Below are 15,530 nucleotides of genomic sequence, written 5' to 3'. Positions count from 1 at the left end.
GCATGAAAAAGGCGATCCGAGGATCGCCTTTTTTCTACTTGACCACTTTCAGGCTGGGCCGCCCGCTGGGCCTTGGCGGCTCGTCGCTGGGCCCGCCGTCGTCCTGCAGTTCCTCGTCGTCCGCCGGCACCGGCGGCTCCAGGTCGAAGACCATGCCCTGGCCGTTCTCCCGCGCGTAAACCGCCATCACCGCCTGGGAGGGGATGTACAGGCTCTGCGCCACGCCACCGAAACGCCCCTCGAAACTCACCGCCTCGTTGTCCATCTGCAGGTGGCGCACCGCCGTGGGCGACACATTGAGGACGATCTGGCCATCGCTGGCATATCCCGGCGGCACCCTGACCCCTGGATATTCGGCGTTCACCAGGATATGCGGCGTACAGCCGTTGTCGACGATCCACTCATAGAGGGCTCGTACGAGGTAGGGTCGACTGGAATTCATCATCGGTTTCCTTAGCGCATATCACGTTCGATGGAGGACAGACTAGCCTGGAAGCTGTCGCGGGCGAACTGCCGCTCCATGTAGTCGAGCAACGGCTTGGCCTGGCGCGGCAGCTCGATGCCGAGCAGCGGCAGGCGCCAGAGGATCGGCAGCAGGCAGCAGTCGACCAGGCTCAACTCCTCGCTGAGGAAGAAAGGCTTCTCGGCGAACAGCGGCGACACACCCGTTAGACTCTCACGCAACTCCTTGCGCGCCAAGGCGCGATCGCCATCCTTCTGACGATCGTCGAGGATGCGGTCGACCAGGGCGCACCAGTCGCGCTGGATGCGATGCACCAGCAGGCGGGTGTTGGCCCGCGCCACCGGGTACACCGGCATCAGCGGCGGGTGCGGATAGCGTTCCTCGAGGTACTCCATGATCACCGTCGACTCGTAGAGTACGAGATCGCGGTCGACCAGGGTCGGCACGCTGGCGTAGGGGTTCACCTCGGCCAGCTTCGGCGGGCAACGCCCGGCCTGGACCTCGACGATGTCGGCCTGGACGTTCTTTTCCGCCAGGACCAGACGCACACGATGGCAGTAGTGATCGGCAGGGTCGGAGTAACAGGTGAGCTTATTGACTGCGGCCATGCCGGGCCTCCTCGCAACAGCATTTCAGGGAGGTAAAAAGACGCGCGCGCCCCGTAGGGCGCGCGCGCTTCAACGCTTGGAACTGGCTTGTGCTTAGTGCACGTCCTTCCAGTACTCGCGCTTGAGCAGGTAGGCGAACACGAAGAAGAAGGCCAGGTACAGCAGGACGTAGGTGCCGATGCGGTGGGAATCCAGCTTGTTCGGGTCAGCCGAGTAAGCCAGGAAGGTCACCAGGTTCTTCACCTTCTCGTCGAACTGCGCTTCGGTCAGCTGGCCGGTCTTCGGCACCACGGTGAGCTGGTCGCAGGCCTCGTGCGTCAGCGGCGTACCGGTCAGCGGATCGAACTGCTTCTTGCCATTTTCCACGACCTGGATCTGCTTGCAACCGATAACCTGGCGGCCTTGCACGCTACCCAGCACGTTGGGCATGCCGACGTTGGGGAACACCTTGTTGTTCACCCCCCACGGACGCTTGGGATCCTCGTAGAAGGAGCGCAGGTAGGTGTACAGCCAGTCGGTGCCACGCACGCGGGCCACCAGGGTCAGGTCCGGCGGCGCGGCGCCGAACCAGACCTTGGCGTCGGCCGGCTTCATGCCGATGTCCATGTGGTCGCCGATCTTCGCCCCGGTGAACACCAGGTGGCTGAGCATCAGCTCCTCGGGAATCCCCAGGTCACGGCCAACGCGCTCGTAGCGCTGGAACTTGGCGCTGTGGCAACCCATGCAGTAGTTGGCGAAGGTACGCGCGCCATCCTGCATGGCTGCTTTGTCGGTCAGGTCGATGTCGACGTGATCGAGGGCCGGTCCGTGGCCTTCGGCGGCGAAGCCGAAGAGGGGCACCAGGGCCAGAATCAATGCTGCGAATTGCTTTTTCATCAGCCAGTCACCCTTTCCGGAACCGGTTTGGTTTTCTCCATCCGGGTGTAGAACGGCATCAGGATGAAGAACGCGAAATACAGGATGGTGCACAGACGCGACAGCGTGGTGCCCAGCGGCGACGGCGCTTGCGAGCCGTAGTAGCCGAGGATCACGAAGGACACCGCGAAGATCACCAGCCAGATCTTGCTCAGCCAGCCCTTGTAGCGGATCGAGCGCACCGGGCTACGGTCGAGCCACGGCAGGACGAACAGCACGGCGATGGCGGCGCCCATGGCGATGACGCCCATCAGCTTGTCCGGAACCGCGCGCAGGATCGCGTAGAACGGGGTGAAGTACCACACCGGGGCGATGTGCTCGGGGGTCTTGAACTGGTTCGCCATCTCGAAGTTGGGCTTCTCGAGGAAGAACCCGCCCATTTCCGGGAAGAAGAAGATCACGGTGCAGAACACGAACAGGAAGACCACCACGCCGAGGATGTCCTTGACGGTGTAGTACGGGTGGAACGGGATGCCGTCCAGCGGGATGCCGTTCTCGTCCTTCTTCTTCTTGATGTCCACGCCGTCGGGGTTGTTCGAGCCGACTTCGTGCAGCGCCAGGATGTGCAGCACGACCAGGCCGAGCAGGACGATCGGCAGGGCGATCACGTGCAGGGCGAAGAAGCGGTTCAGGGTGATGCCGGAGATCAGGAAGTCACCGCGGATCCACTGCGCCAGCGCCTCGCCCACCACCGGGATGGCGCCGAACAGCGAGATGATCACCTGGGCGCCCCAGTAGGACATCTGGCCCCAGGGCAGCAGGTAGCCCATGAAGGCCTCGGCCATCAGGGCGAGGTAGATCAGCATGCCGAACAGCCAGACCAGTTCGCGCGGCTTCTGGTAGGAGCCGTAGAGCAGGCCGCGGAACATGTGCAGGTAGACCACGATGAAGAACGCCGATGCACCGGTGGAGTGCATGTAGCGGATGATCCAGCCGTAGTCCACATCGCGCATGATGTATTCCACGGAGGCGAAGGCTTCTTCCGAGGACGGCGTGAAGCTCATGGTCAGCCAGATACCGGTGAGGATCTGGTTGACCAGCACCAGCAGTGCCAGGGAGCCGAAGAAGTACCAGAAGTTGAAGTTCTTCGGGGCGTAATACTTGCTCAGATGGTCTTCCCACATCTTGGTCGCGGGGAAGCGGGCATCGACCCAAGCCATGAACTTGTTCATCAGGCTTTCTCCTGGTCCACACCGATGGTCAGCACGTCACCATCGAGGCTATAGGGCGGAATCGGCAGGTTCAGGGGCGCGGGCTGGCCCTTGTAGACGCGACCGGCCAGATCGTAGTGGGAGCCGTGGCAGGGGCAGAAGTAGCCACCCTTCCAGTCCGGGCCGAGGTCGGCGGGAGCGACTTCCGGGCGGAAGGTCGGCGAGCAGCCCAGGTGGGTGCAGATACCAACGATGACGGCGAGTTCCGGCTTGATGGAGCGCAGCTTGGGATCGACGTAGGTCGGCTGCTCGGAAGCCTTGGATTCCGGGTCGGCCAGCTGACTTTCGAGGGTCGGCAGGGCATCGAGCATTTCCTTGGTTCGGTGAACCAGGAACACCGGCTTGCCGCGCCATTCAGCGATGACCTGCTGTCCTGGCTCGATCTTGCCGACGTTCACCTTCACCGGCGCGCCGGCCGCCTTGGCCTTGGCACTGGGGAACCATGACCCCACGAACGGGACCGCAGCTCCGACAGCTCCCGCGGCGCCGACCACCGAAGTGGCCGCGACGAGGAAGCGACGCCGGCCTGCATTCACGCCGTCATTACTCATTCAGTCGTCTCCCATCAGCTTTAGCCCGTTATCTTCTCGGGCCTTAGAGTAAAAGTTGTGCCGCAGAAAAATTCGCCAAATGGTAAAGAAAAGCCCTGTAGCTGACAAGGTAATTACCCCCGAGCAGGAAGCTGGAACCCTTGCGCCATGCGGCTCCCAGACCGTGCGACACCTTGCCGCATAAATTACCGGCCCCCTTAATCCTAGGCATAAAAAAACGCCCAGTCCTCTCGGCGCTGGGCGTTTTTTTCGAAGCGTCGTATTAACGCTTGGAGTACTGCGGACGCTTACGCGCTTTACGCAGACCGACTTTCTTACGCTCGACCTCACGGGCATCGCGGGTAACGTAGCCGGCTTTGCGCAGGGCGCTGCGCAGGGTCTCGTCGTATTCGATCAGGGCGCGGGTGATACCGTGACGGATCGCACCGGCCTGGCCGCTGACACCACCACCGACGACGGTGACGTAGATGTCGAACTTCTCGGTGTTCTCGGTCAGCTCGAGGGGCTGACGCACGACCATGCGAGCGGTTTCGCGGCCGAAGAACACGTCCAGGCTGCGGTTGTTGATGGAGATATTGCCGGTACCCGGACGCAGGAAGACGCGTGCGGTAGCGGTCTTACGACGGCCAGTGCCGTAATTTTGAGTCGCCGACATGATGAGCTATCCCGTTAAATCTTCAGTTCTTGAGGCTGCTGAGCGGTGTGCGGGTGGTTGGCACCCTTGTACACTTTCAGCTTGCGGTACATGTCGCGACCCAGCGGGTTCTTCGGCAGCATGCCTTTGACCGCGATCTCGATGACGCGCTCGGGAGCCTTGGCAATCAGCTTCTCGAAGTTGATCGACTTGATACCGCCCGGGAAGCCCGAGTGATGGTAGTACATCTTGTCGGTGGCTTTGGCGCCGGTGACACGGACCTGCTCGGCGTTGATCACGACGATGTAGTCGCCGGTGTCAACGTGCGGGGTGTATTCCGGCTTGTGCTTGCCGCGCAGGCGGGTAGCGATTTCGGTAGCCAGACGACCCAGGGTCAGGCCAGCAGCGTCGACGACGAACCAGTCGCGCTTAACAGTTTCTGGTTTCGCGGTGAAAGTTTTCATTCGTTATAGCCTCAGGGGCCGCCTGAAAATAAGACGGCGAATCTTACTGGACAGTGGTTGCCTTGACAAGTCAAGGACAGCCAGAAACAGACACGATTTGGGGCTCGGGTCAGTGTGCGTCCGTAACGACTAGATGTATCAATCGGCAGGCTAGGCATCCCCTACCGATGAAAGGCTGCCGAATTATGCAGATTCCGGCAGAATTTACAACCTTGTTAACCACTTGATTTCACGAGGAGACGCCATGGAGTACCGCCCGCTCGGCCGCACCGAACTGAAAGTCAGCGCCCTGTGCCTGGGAACCATGACCTGGGGCGAGCAGAACACCGAGGCCCAGGCCTTCGCCCAGATCGACCTGGCCAAGGCCGCCGGCGTCAACTTCATCGACACCGCCGAGATGTACCCGGTGCCGCCGCGCGCGGAGACCTACTCGCGCACCGAGCAGATCATCGGCAACTGGTTCCGCCAGCGCGGCGACCGCGCCGACTGGATCCTGGCCAGCAAGGTGGCCGGCCCCGGCAACGGCATCAGCCACATCCGCGACGGCCAGCTCAAGCACGACCGCAAGAACCTGGTCGCGGCCCTGGACGCCAGCCTGAAGCGCCTGCAGACCGACTGGATCGACCTCTACCAGTTGCACTGGCCCGAGCGCAGCACCAACTTCTTCGGCCAGCTCGGCTACCAGCACAAGGAACAGGACTTCACCCCGCTGGAGGAAACCCTGGAGGTGCTCGACGAGCAGGTGCGCGCCGGCAAGATCCGCCATGTCGGCCTGTCCAACGAGACGCCCTGGGGCACCATGCGCTTCCTGCAGCTGGCCGAAGAGCGCGGCTGGCCGCGCGCGGTCTCCATCCAGAACCCCTACAACCTGCTCAACCGCAGCTTCGAGGTGGGCCTGGCGGAAATCGCCATCCGCGAGCGCTGCGGCCTGCTGGCCTACTCGCCGCTGGCCTTCGGCATGCTCTCGGGCAAGTACGACAACGGCGCGCGCCCGGCCAACGCCCGCATCACCCTGTTCAGCCGCTTCACCCGCTACACCAACCCGCAGAGCGAGCGCGCCTGCGCCCGCTACGTGGCCCTGGCCCGCGAACACGGCCTGGACCCGGCGCAGATGGCCCTGGCCTTCGTCACCCGCCAGCCGTTCGTGACCAGCAACATCATCGGTGCGACCTCGCTGGAGCAGTTGGAAAGCAACCTCGCCAGCTTCCAGCTGCAACTCTCCGAGGAAGTGCTGGCCGGCATCGAGGCGATCCACAAGGACCAGCCGAACCCGGCGCCCTGAAAAAAGCGGCGGCAGGCTACAAGCCATAGGCTGCAGGCAAGAGCCTGCCGCCTGTAGGAGCTACTGTCTTGCCGACTGCGCTCTTCGCAGGATGGGTTGAGCCTGCGAAACCCATGCGGTGGTGGCGATGGGTATCGCTTCGCTCAACCCATCCTACGGTGGCGTTTCTCCTGCACCTCGCAGGAGGGCCTTGCCGCTTACAGCGCCCGGGCGATGATTTCCTTCATGATCTCGTTGGTCCCCGCATAGATGCGCTGTACCCGCGCATCGGCCCAGGCGCGGGCCACCGGGTATTCCCACATGAAGCCGTAGCCGCCGTGCAGCTGCACGCACTCGTCCAGCACCTTGCACTGCAGGTCGGTGGTCCAGTACTTGGCCATGGCCGCGGTGGGCACGTCGAGCTTGCCTTCCAGGTGCAGTTCCAGGCAGCGGTCGACGAAGGTGCGCCCGACCTGGATCTCGGTGGCCATCTCGGCCAGCTTGAAGCGGGTGTTCTGGAAGTCCGCCACGGCCTTGCCGAAGGCCTTGCGGTCGCGGGTGTAGTCGAGCGTCCACTTCAGCGCCGCCTCGGCCGAGGCCAGGGCGCCCAGGGCCACGGTCAGGCGCTCCTGGGGCAGTTCCTGCATCAGGTAGATGAAGCCCTGCCCCGGCTGGCCGAGCAGCGCCTCCTTGGGCACGCGCACGTCCTGGAAGAACAGTTCCGAGGTGTCCTGGGCCTTCATGCCGACCTTCTCCAGGCGCTTGCCCTTCTCGAAGCCCGGGGTGCCGGCCTCCACCAGGAACAGGCTGGTGCCCTTGGCGCCGGCCTTGGGATCGGTCTTGGCGACCACTATCACCAGGTCGGCGAGGAAGCCGTTGGTGATGAAGGTCTTGGAGCCGTTGATCACGTATTCGTCGCCATCCAGCACCGCGGTGGTCTTCACCCCCTGCAGGTCGGAACCGGCGCCCGGCTCGGTCATGGCGATGGCGCCGACCATCTCGCCGGAAACCAGCTTGGGCAGGTAGTGCTGCTTCTGCGCCTCGCTGCCGTAATGCAGGATGTAGGGCGCGACTATGTCCGAGTGCAGGGAGAAGCCGATGCCGGTCAGGCCGAAACGGCCGATCTCCTCGATCACCACGGCGCTGTAGAGGAAGTCCGCGGCCATGCCGCCGTAGGCCTCGGGGATGTGCGAGCAGAGCATGCCCGCCTCCCCCGCCTTGTTCCACAGGGCGCGGTCGATGTGGCCGTCCTTTTCCCACTGGTGATGGAAGGGCACGGCTTCCTGCTCGAGGAACTTGCGCACGCTGTCGCGGAAAAGCTCGTGGTCGGAACTGAACAGGGTTCTGGGGATCATGCTCGCCTCCTGGCGCCTCGCTGGAGGGCCGAATGTAGGTCAGCCCGCCGAGCGGCGCCTACTGGACACTTGCGCCAAAAAATAAGACGATCCAGCCGCCATTTGACCGGTTAGGCGTCGAATGCAGCCCTCCACAACAATGATAAGAACGATGTCCGAACAATCCGAATCTTCCCTGAAAAGGGTCTGCATCCTGGCGACCGACGGTGTCTTCGCCTCCACCCTCATGCAGGCGCGGGACTTCCTGCACATGGCCAGCCTGCGCTTCGGCAGGCAGGAAGGCCTGGGCCTCACGCCGCTGCTGCAAAGCCGCATCGTCAGCCCCGACGGCCAGCCGGTGCGCGCCTTCAGCGGCGACCTGCTGGCGGTGGACGGCGCCCTCGAGGAATCCGACCTGGTGATACTGCCGGCCTTCTGGGGCGACTTCGACCAGCTCCTGGCGCGCTACCCGCAGGTGGTGCCCTGGCTGCGCGAACGCCATGCCGCCGGCAGCGCCATCGGCAGCGAGGCCACCGGGGTGTTCTGGCTGGCCGAGGCCGGCCTGCTGGACGGCAAGGAGGCGACCACCTACTGGCGCTTCTTCGACGACTTCGCCGCGCGCTACCCCAAGGTGCTGCTCAACCGCGAGAAGCACATCACCGACGCCGACAATCTCTACGCCGCCAGCGGCGTGACCTCGGCCCGCGACCTCTACCTGTACCTGATCGAGCGCTTCTGCGGCGCCAGCGTGGCCCAGGGCGTGTCCCGCGACATCCTCTTCGAGGTGCAGCGCAGCTACACCCCCGGGCGCCTGGGCTTCGGCGGCCAGAAGCTGCACCACGACCCGGCCATCCTGCAGGTCCAGCAGTGGCTGGAGGAGCACTACGCGGACAAGTTCCGCTTCGAGGACGTGGCCCGCGAGCACGGCATGAGCATCCGCAACTTCATGCGCCGCTTCCAGGCCGCCACCGGCGACAAGCCGCTGCACTACCTGCAGCGCCTGCGCATCGAGACGGCGCGCAGCCTGCTGTCGACCTCGCGCAAGAGCATCAAGACCATCAGCTACGAGGTGGGTTACGACGACGCCAGCTTCTTCGCCCGGCTGTTCCGCCAGCACACCAAGCTGTCGCCCAACCACTACCGCAACCAGTACCGACGGAAAGAGGCCTGAAACACGCTATCCATAGGATAGGTCCCGTGCCTGCGGGCAGCTCCCTATGATCGGGGCTGCCCTTCCAGAACAAGAACACGGGATTCCCTCATGCGCCGTCTACTGCTCGTCCTGCTCGCCTGCTTCTGCCTGCCCGCCTTCGCCGCCGGCGACTGGAAGCCCTTCCCCTACGACCAGAGCGCCTTCGACTACTCCGGCGACAAGCTGCGCAGCGCCTGGCCACGGCTGACCCGCGGCTTCGGCGGCTACCCCTTCCCCGACGCCGACTGGGTGACGAAGATGGCCGCCGCCCACCCGGACGCAGTGGCGAAGACCGTCGCCGCCGGCAGCGGCTTCAGCGGCAAGCCCGAGGAAGCCCAGGCCTATGCCGAGAAGCTGCAGGACGTATGGCGCAAGCTGTTCCGCGGCGACTTCGCCCAGGCCAAGCAGGACGGCCTGGCTCTGGGCGTCGGCGGCCAGGTGCCGGCGATGTTCGCCCAGGTGCTCTACGCCATGTTCCTGGCTCCGGCGGCGGACAAGCAGCAACTGCTGGAAGAGGTGATCAGCTACACCGACCAGGCCGGCCCGCTGCTCAACGCCGACCCCATCGCCCAGTTCGGCCGCGCCTACGCCAAGGCGCGGCTGGCCGAGGAACTGCCGGTCCCGGTGGTGCTCAAGCGCGGCTACACCAGCGACATTCCCAAGGAACTGGACGCCATCCTCGCCAAGCAGCCCAGCCAGCCCTTCGCCCTGGCGCTGTACGGCGGCTACGAGGCCGGGGTGATCCGCAAGGTCGGCAAGCTGGTCGGGCGCATGACCTACGGCGTCAGCGCGGACAAGATGGAGACCTACTTCGCCCGCTCCTTCCGCGCCAGCGACGACCTGCCCATCGGGCACTACGAATATGCCAATGCGCTGGGCTATGTGTATGGCGACGACGAACAGGACAAGGCGCTGGAACAGTTGAGGAAAGCGGTGGCGATCAAGCCGATCAATGCCATGGAGGCATTGGAAGTGGCGCATGCGAAGCAGTTGTTGCAGAAGGCGGAGGCGCAGACGGCGCAACGCTGAACGCTTTTCGTAGGAGCGAGCTTGCTCTCGAAGGGGGTTTGCCGGCAGCCACTTGGTGTTCGTCCCGAAGATCCCCTCTCCCTAACCCTCGGCTGCGCGCCCCGCCCTGAAGGGAGAGGGAACTGTCCGTGCCAACGGACATATCGGCGTTCGCCGGCAGCATCACGGTAGCAATGAGCACTGAGATTGCGCTTTATGCCGTACGGCCCCCTCTCCCTTCAGGGAGAGGGCTGGGGAGAGGGAAAGGAACCAAACGGATGCACTAGCGCCACCTGTAAATGCCATTCGCGAGCAAGCTCGCTCCTACGAAGAGCCCAAAACGAAAAAGGGCTGCCATCCGGCAGCCCTTTTCGCATCACCACGCCCCCATCAGGGCCGATGCGGCCGGCTGAGGAACTCGTGGGACTGCATCTCCAGCAGGCGGCTCAGGGTGCGCTGGAATTCGAACTCCAGGCGCCCGCCGGTGTACAGGTCCTTCAGCTCCACCTCGGCGGAGATGATCAGCTTGACGTTGCGGTCGTAGAACTCGTCCACCAGGTTGATGAAGCGGCGGGCCATGTCGTCCTTGGCCACGTTCATCTGCTCGACGTTGGAGATCAGCACCGCGTGGAAGATCTTCGCCAGCTCGATGTAGTCGTTCTGGCTGCGCGGGCCGTCGCACAGCTCGCGGTACTCGAACCAGGCCACGTCGTCGCAGGTCAGGCGCGCGCGGATCTCGCGGTTCTCGATCATCAGCACGTCGTCGCGGGTGGCCGCGGCGCATTCCGGGGTGAGCTTGCGGAAGTCGCGGGCCATGGCCTGCTCGGCCTGCTCGGTGAGCGGCCAGTGGTACAGCTCGGCCTGTTCCAGGGCGCGCAGGCGGTAGTCCACGCCGCTGTCGACGTTGACCACCTCGGTGTGCTCCTTGAGCAGGGCGATGGCCGGCAGGAAGCGGGCGCGCTGCAGGCCGTCGCGGTACAGGCCGTCGGGCACGATGTTGGAGGTCGCCACCAGGCTGACGCCGTTCTTGAACAGCTCCTCCAGCAGGGTCGCGAGGATCATGGCGTCGGTGATGTCGGAGACGAAGAATTCGTCGAAGCAGATCACCCGGGCCTCGTCGGCGAAGCGCTTGCCGATGATGGTCAGCGGGTTCTTCTCGCCCTTGAGGGTCTTCATTTCCTCGTGCACGCGCTTCATGAAGCGGTGGAAGTGCGTGCGCATCTTCTGCTTGAACGGCAGCGCGTCGAAGAAGGTGTCCACCAGGTAGGTCTTGCCGCGTCCCACGCCGCCCCAGAAGTACAGGCCCTTGACCGGCCCGTTGGACTTCTTGCCGAGCAACTTGCCAAACAGCCCGGGCTTGGCCTGGTCGGCCGCCAGCAGGTCGTCATATAGACGCTGCAGGTGCTTCACGGCATTGGCCTGGGCCGCATCGTGGAAGAAATCGGGACGTTTGAGGTCTTCCTGGTAGCGCTGAAGGGGCGTCATGATCGGTAGCAAGGCAACGAAAACGGGGCCGACACTTTAGCGACGGCCCCGCTTCTTGGCAATCGGCCATCCGTCGAGGATGGCCGTGTACGGGCTTAGTCCTGGGGCGCCAGGGCCTCGCGCACGCGCTCGATGGCGGCGTCGCGGCTGGCGGCGTCGGCGAACTCGGGGCTTTGCGCCACGGCCGCGCCATCCAGCCACAGGGCGAAGGCATTGCCTTCGACGCGCAGGTCCAGCGCCTCGCCGCCCTGCAGGCGCTTGCTCACCGCACCGGCGGACTTGCCGTCGGCGAAGGCGTTGGACAGCAGCAGCTGCTCGCCGGCGGCGTCCAGCAGGCGGAAGCGGAAGCTGCCGTCGTCCTCGCGGAAGCTGACGATGCGCGCGCTCTTGGCGGCCTTCTTCTTGCCCTCGCCGGCCACCTGCACCTGCTCGCGGAAGGAGCGCAGACCAACTGCTTCGCGCAGCTCGCCGAGGAACGGGGTGGCGATGCGGCGGGCCTTGGCGGCGCCGGCCAGGAGGATGTCCTCCAGGTCGCCCGGGCGGGTGATCAGCGTGTGGTAGCGCTCGCGGGCCTCGCCCAGCTCGGCTTCCAGCAGCTCGTAGAGGCGCTGCTTGGCCTCGCCCCAGGCCAGGCCTTCGAGCAGCGCGGCGCGGAATTCGGCCAGTTGCGCCGGCGTGGCGAAGGCCTGGTAGAGGGTGAACAGGTGCGAGTTGTCAGGGTCCTTCGGCTCGCCGGGGGCGCGGGAGTCGGTGACGATGCGGGCGATGGCATCCTTGAGCTGCTTGCTGCTGCCGAACAGCGGAATGGTATTGTCGTAGCTCTTGGACATCTTGCGCCCGTCCAGGCCCGGCAGGGTCGCCACTTCTTCCTCGATCACCACTTCCGGCAGGGTGAACAGCTCCTTGCCGTTGCCGAACAGGTGGTTGAAGCGCTGGCCGATGTCGCGGGCCATTTCCACGTGCTGGATCTGGTCGCGGCCGACCGGCACCTTGTGCGCGTTGAACATCAGGATGTCCGCGGCCATCAGGATCGGGTAGCTGTACAGGCCCATGCTGACGCCGGCGTCCGGGTCCTCCCCGGCCTCGACGTTCTTGTCCACCGAGGCCTTGTAGGCGTGGGCGCGGTTGAGCAGGCCCTTGGCCGAGACGCAGGTCAGCAGCCAGGTCAGCTCGGGGATTTCGGGAATGTCGGACTGGCGGTAGAAGGTCGCCTTGTCGGTATCCAGGCCCAGGGCCAGCCAGGTGGCGGCGATCTCCAGGCGCGAGCGCTGGATGCGCAGCGGGTCGTCGCACTTGATCAGCGCGTGGTAGTCGGCCAGGAAGTAGAACGAGTCGGCCTGCGGGTCGCGGCTGGCGACGATCGCCGGGCGGATGGCGCCAGCGTAGTTGCCCAGGTGCGGGGTGCCGGTGGTGGTGATGCCGGTGAGGATGCGGGTCGTCATGGGATACCAGAAATCAGCGCGGGAAAAATGAGCGGCCTGGATGTTAACCCGCGGCGCCGGCCGGCGCGAGCCGGGGCTGCAGCAGGTCCTTGAGCTCGATCAGCTTGCCGTGGAAGAAGTGGCTGCACCCGGGCACGCGCAGCAGTTCGTGAGGCAGAGCCAGCGACTCGCTCCAGGCGTAGACGCGGGCCGGGGTCACCACTTCGTCATCTTCGGGCTGTACCACGGTGATGGGGCACTGCCGCGGCAGCTCGACCGCGAAGCGCTCCACCGGCGGCGCCAGCATGAACAGGTGACGCAGGGCCACGCCCTGCCCTTCCAGGCGCGCGGCGGCATTGCCGGCCACGCAGGAGCCGAAGGAGAAGCCCATCGGCGTCAGCGGCAGGCCGGGATGTCGCCCGCCGAGCCAGCGGGCCGCGGCCAGGGCGTCGTCGATTTCGCCACGGCCTTCGGCGTAGCTGCCGGCGCTCTGGCCGACGCCGCGGAAGTTGAAACGCAGGGTCGCGTAGCCGGCATCGCGGGCGATGCGCTGCAGGGTGGCGACCACCTTGTTCTGCATGGTGCCGGCGAACAGCGGGTGCGGATGGCAGATCAGCGCCACGCCGATGGCGTCGGGGGTGTCCAGGTGCAGGGCTTCCAGGGGGCCGTCCGGGCCATCGATGAACAGGGGGATTTCGCGGGTGGACAAACAACAACTCCGTGACCCCGAAGCGGGTCGTCTCGTCTAGCTCGATACCGCGCCGACACCGAGGCCTCGCCCCGTGGTATACAGCGCAGGTGCAAGCCGCTAACGTAAAGCAAAGCCGTCTATAGAGGAAGGATTCGCGTGGAACAGTCCCTCACCACCTGGTTGGTCCCGGTCATCGCTCTGCTCGTCGGGGCCGCTGTCGGCTTCCTGATCGCTCGCCTGCTGCCCAGCGCCGCACCCAACCGCATGCAACGCCAGGTCGATGACCTGCAGGAACGCTTCGACAGTTACCAGCGCGAGGTGGTGACGCACTTCAACACCACCGCCAGCCTGGTGAAGAAGCTCACCCAGAGCTACCAGGACGTCCAGGAACACCTGTCCGAGAGCGCCGAGCGCCTGGCCCTGGACGAGCAGACCAAGCAGCGCCTGCTGGCCGCCCTGCACGCCGAGGACGGCTACCCCGAACGCCGCGAGCGCCTGACCCCGCCGGCCAGCCAGGAAGCGCCGAAGGACTACGCGCCGAAGAGCGGCGAAGGCCCCGGCACCCTGGACGAGACCTACGGCCTCAAGCGCAAGCTCTGAGCCCGCAGCGCCCGCAGAAAAGCCCCGCCATGGCGGGGCTTTTTCATTTCAGAAGCGACCTACAGGCACTGGCGACGAGCATCCCCTGTAGGAGCGGACTCCGTCCGCGATAGTCAGCCCTCCACTCGGAGGCTGATTCATGGAAAGAGCACAGCGAGCGGACTTTGTCCGCGATGATCGAAGATGTCGGCGCGGATCACGGATGAAGTCCTACGCCGCCCCCACCACGCACCCCATCTACGCATTTAGACTGTAAGGCTTTGATTTTTAAAAACTAAAAATGGCGCTCGCTGCAATCGATGCCCAACAATGTCAGACGATTTCCGACGGTTCCCCGCAAAAGTCCCTGAGCGAGCCACGAGCCAGGGGAGGCGCAATGTGTGGTCAATGGACAGTCAAGAGAAGTGCAATTGCGCATCTGAAGAACCGTTTCAGCCAATCATCCCCAGAACAGAGAAAGCGGAACGGCCGTCAGTTGCTGGTCGAAAGGCACCACCTGCTCCCCCGTGTAGAAAACGATTCCTCGCTTGAACTGCCGAGGGGTCGTATCACGCAGGTGACGCAGGCCGTTGAAGTCCTTCGCACTGATCGTGGTAGCCGCCTTGACCTCTACCCCGACCAGCTCACCCCGCCGGTTCTCCAGGACAAAGTCGACCTCCATCCCCGTGGAAGTTCGATAGTGCATCAATGTCGTGCGTATCTCCGCCCACGTCTGATGCTTGGCCAGCTCCGCATATACAAAGGCCTCCACTAGGTCACCCGGCAAACCGAGCGAAGCTGATACGCCGGATTTGCTCACCCCCAGCAGGTGAGCCATCAGCCCATAGTCCGTCACGAATAGCTTGGGGGACTTCTGCAGGCGTTTGCCCAGATTGGAGGACCAGGCCGGAACCTGTCGAATCAGGAAAAGTGTTTCCAGCAGCGTCAGGTAGCGCTTCAAAGTCGTCTGCGGAATGCCTGTGGCGCGGGACAGCTCAGCAGCGTTGAGCAGGCCACCACTACGCGCGGCCAGCAACTGCATCAACCGGGGCAGCTCCGTCAGCCCCTCGATCTGGGCCAGATCACGAACGTCACGCAACAGGATGGTGCTCAGGTAGTTGTCGAACCAGGCTTCGCGCCGGCGCTCGCTCGTACGCGATAATGCCTCCGGATAGCCCCCAGCCATCAGCCGCCCGATGAAGTCATCGCGTTGATAGGCACAGCGATCCGGGAACTCCCCGTCGAACAGCCTATCGATCATGCTGATTGGCCGGCCGGCAATTTCACTCTGCGCCAGCGGCCAGAGCGTCAACACCTCCATACGCCCGGCCAGAGAATCGGCAATCTGGGGCAGTAGCAGGACGTTGGCCGATCCGGTCAGTAGGAAACGGCCGGGCGTACGATCCTTGTCCACCTCGGCCTTTATGGCCAGAAAAATCCCGGGAGCTCGCTGCACTTCATCCAGGCAGACCGCCCCTTCGAGCGCCCCGATGAAGCCGAACGGGTCGGCTTGAGCAGCCGCCAGCACAGCCGGATCGTCAAAGGTGAAATAGCGGACATCCTGCTCCAGAGTTCGAACCAGGGTGCTCTTGCCTGTCTGGCGGGCGCCATTGACCAGAACGACCGGAGAGTCACCCAAAGCTTCAAGCGTGTACTGGCGGATTTTGCGTGGGTACATTATGTAAATTCATCCATAAACCGGGTGAAATTACA

At 64.3% G+C, this 15,530-nt stretch carries 16 protein-coding genes; 4 read left to right on the top strand and 12 right to left on the bottom strand.

The window, feature by feature from the left end:
- Positions 1 to 34: 34 nt before the first annotated feature.
- The 7 genes from FG99_RS22190 to rplM form a co-directional block, all read right to left on the bottom strand.
- Entirely contained in the window at positions 35 to 442 is a 408-nt protein-coding gene (locus FG99_RS22190; protein ID WP_024128168.1) for a ClpXP protease specificity-enhancing factor, read from the bottom strand.
- Positions 443 to 453: 11 nt separating this feature from the next.
- On the bottom strand, positions 454 to 1,071 hold the full coding sequence (locus FG99_RS22185; RefSeq protein ID WP_009617896.1) for a glutathione S-transferase N-terminal domain-containing protein: 618 nt from the start codon (positions 1,069 to 1,071) through the stop codon (positions 454 to 456).
- Between the two features lie 93 nt (positions 1,072 to 1,164).
- On the bottom strand, positions 1,165 to 1,947 hold the full coding sequence (locus FG99_RS22180) for a cytochrome c1 (RefSeq protein ID WP_009617891.1): 783 nt from the start codon (positions 1,945 to 1,947) through the stop codon (positions 1,165 to 1,167).
- Positions 1,947 to 3,158: a cytochrome b gene (locus FG99_RS22175; RefSeq protein WP_009617889.1), complete on the bottom strand. Its 1,212-nt coding sequence runs from the start codon at positions 3,156 to 3,158 to the stop codon at positions 1,947 to 1,949. The genes FG99_RS22180 and FG99_RS22175 overlap by 1 nt, the downstream gene beginning before the upstream one ends.
- A complete protein-coding gene (petA, locus tag FG99_RS22170) occupies positions 3,158 to 3,748 on the bottom strand; it encodes a ubiquinol-cytochrome c reductase iron-sulfur subunit (protein WP_009617887.1) in 591 nt (196 codons plus the stop codon). The genes FG99_RS22175 and petA overlap by 1 nt, the downstream gene beginning before the upstream one ends.
- A 262-nt stretch (positions 3,749 to 4,010) precedes the next feature.
- Positions 4,011 to 4,403: a 30S ribosomal protein S9 gene (rpsI, locus tag FG99_RS22165; protein WP_009617885.1), complete on the bottom strand. Its 393-nt coding sequence runs from the start codon at positions 4,401 to 4,403 to the stop codon at positions 4,011 to 4,013.
- 14 nt (positions 4,404 to 4,417) lie between these two features.
- On the bottom strand, positions 4,418 to 4,846 hold the full coding sequence (rplM, locus tag FG99_RS22160; protein WP_009617884.1) for a 50S ribosomal protein L13: 429 nt from the start codon (positions 4,844 to 4,846) through the stop codon (positions 4,418 to 4,420).
- 244 nt (positions 4,847 to 5,090) lie between these two features.
- Here rplM and FG99_RS22155 point away from each other — a divergent pair, with 244 nt between their 5' ends.
- On the top strand, positions 5,091 to 6,128 hold the full coding sequence (locus tag FG99_RS22155) for an NADP(H)-dependent aldo-keto reductase (RefSeq protein WP_043272366.1): 1,038 nt from the start codon (positions 5,091 to 5,093) through the stop codon (positions 6,126 to 6,128).
- 197 nt (positions 6,129 to 6,325) lie between these two features.
- Here FG99_RS22155 and FG99_RS22150 read toward each other — a convergent pair whose 3' ends face one another.
- The gene (locus FG99_RS22150) at positions 6,326 to 7,462 is read right to left on the bottom strand and encodes an acyl-CoA dehydrogenase family protein (protein ID WP_043272365.1); all 1,137 of its coding nucleotides are present in this window, start codon (positions 7,460 to 7,462) and stop codon (positions 6,326 to 6,328) included.
- A gap of 250 nt (positions 7,463 to 7,712) precedes the next feature.
- Here FG99_RS22150 and FG99_RS22145 point away from each other — a divergent pair, with 250 nt between their 5' ends.
- Positions 7,713 to 8,612 carry a GlxA family transcriptional regulator gene (locus tag FG99_RS22145; protein WP_161788523.1) on the top strand — a complete coding sequence of 300 codons (900 nt, stop codon included), beginning with the start codon at positions 7,713 to 7,715 and terminating at the stop codon, positions 8,610 to 8,612.
- 90 nt (positions 8,613 to 8,702) lie between these two features.
- Positions 8,703 to 9,662: a hypothetical protein gene (locus FG99_RS22140; RefSeq protein ID WP_043272364.1), complete on the top strand. Its 960-nt coding sequence runs from the start codon at positions 8,703 to 8,705 to the stop codon at positions 9,660 to 9,662.
- A 369-nt stretch (positions 9,663 to 10,031) separates the two neighbouring features.
- On the opposite strand, the gene zapE is transcribed toward FG99_RS22140, so the two are convergent.
- The 3 genes from zapE to FG99_RS22125 all read right to left on the bottom strand — a co-directional run bounded on the left by zapE (position 10,032) and on the right by FG99_RS22125 (position 13,256).
- Complete coding sequence (gene zapE, locus FG99_RS22135; RefSeq protein WP_043272363.1) at positions 10,032 to 11,126, bottom strand: cell division protein ZapE; 1,095 nt, start codon at positions 11,124 to 11,126, stop codon at positions 10,032 to 10,034.
- A gap of 95 nt (positions 11,127 to 11,221) precedes the next feature.
- Positions 11,222 to 12,568: a tryptophan--tRNA ligase gene (locus FG99_RS22130; protein WP_043272362.1), complete on the bottom strand. Its 1,347-nt coding sequence runs from the start codon at positions 12,566 to 12,568 to the stop codon at positions 11,222 to 11,224.
- 43 nt (positions 12,569 to 12,611) lie between these two features.
- On the bottom strand, positions 12,612 to 13,256 hold the full coding sequence (locus FG99_RS22125; protein WP_043272361.1) for an alpha/beta hydrolase: 645 nt from the start codon (positions 13,254 to 13,256) through the stop codon (positions 12,612 to 12,614).
- A gap of 138 nt (positions 13,257 to 13,394) precedes the next feature.
- On the opposite strand from FG99_RS22125, the gene FG99_RS22120 reads away from it, so the two are divergent.
- The gene (locus FG99_RS22120) at positions 13,395 to 13,838 is read left to right on the top strand and encodes a Z-ring associated ZapG family protein (protein ID WP_009617861.1); all 444 of its coding nucleotides are present in this window, start codon (positions 13,395 to 13,397) and stop codon (positions 13,836 to 13,838) included.
- A gap of 439 nt (positions 13,839 to 14,277) precedes the next feature.
- On the opposite strand, the gene FG99_RS22115 is transcribed toward FG99_RS22120, so the two are convergent.
- Complete coding sequence (locus tag FG99_RS22115; RefSeq protein WP_051879119.1) at positions 14,278 to 15,495, bottom strand: ATP-binding protein; 1,218 nt, start codon at positions 15,493 to 15,495, stop codon at positions 14,278 to 14,280.
- Between the last annotated feature and the right edge of the window lie 35 nt (positions 15,496 to 15,530).

It is taken from the genome of Pseudomonas sp. AAC, from assembly GCF_000725445.1.
GTDB classification, from domain to species: Bacteria; Pseudomonadota; Gammaproteobacteria; order Pseudomonadales; family Pseudomonadaceae; genus Pseudomonas; species Pseudomonas citronellolis.
The sequence above is the reverse complement of the archived record's forward strand: the minus strand, read 5'-3'. Positions and strand labels throughout refer to the sequence as shown.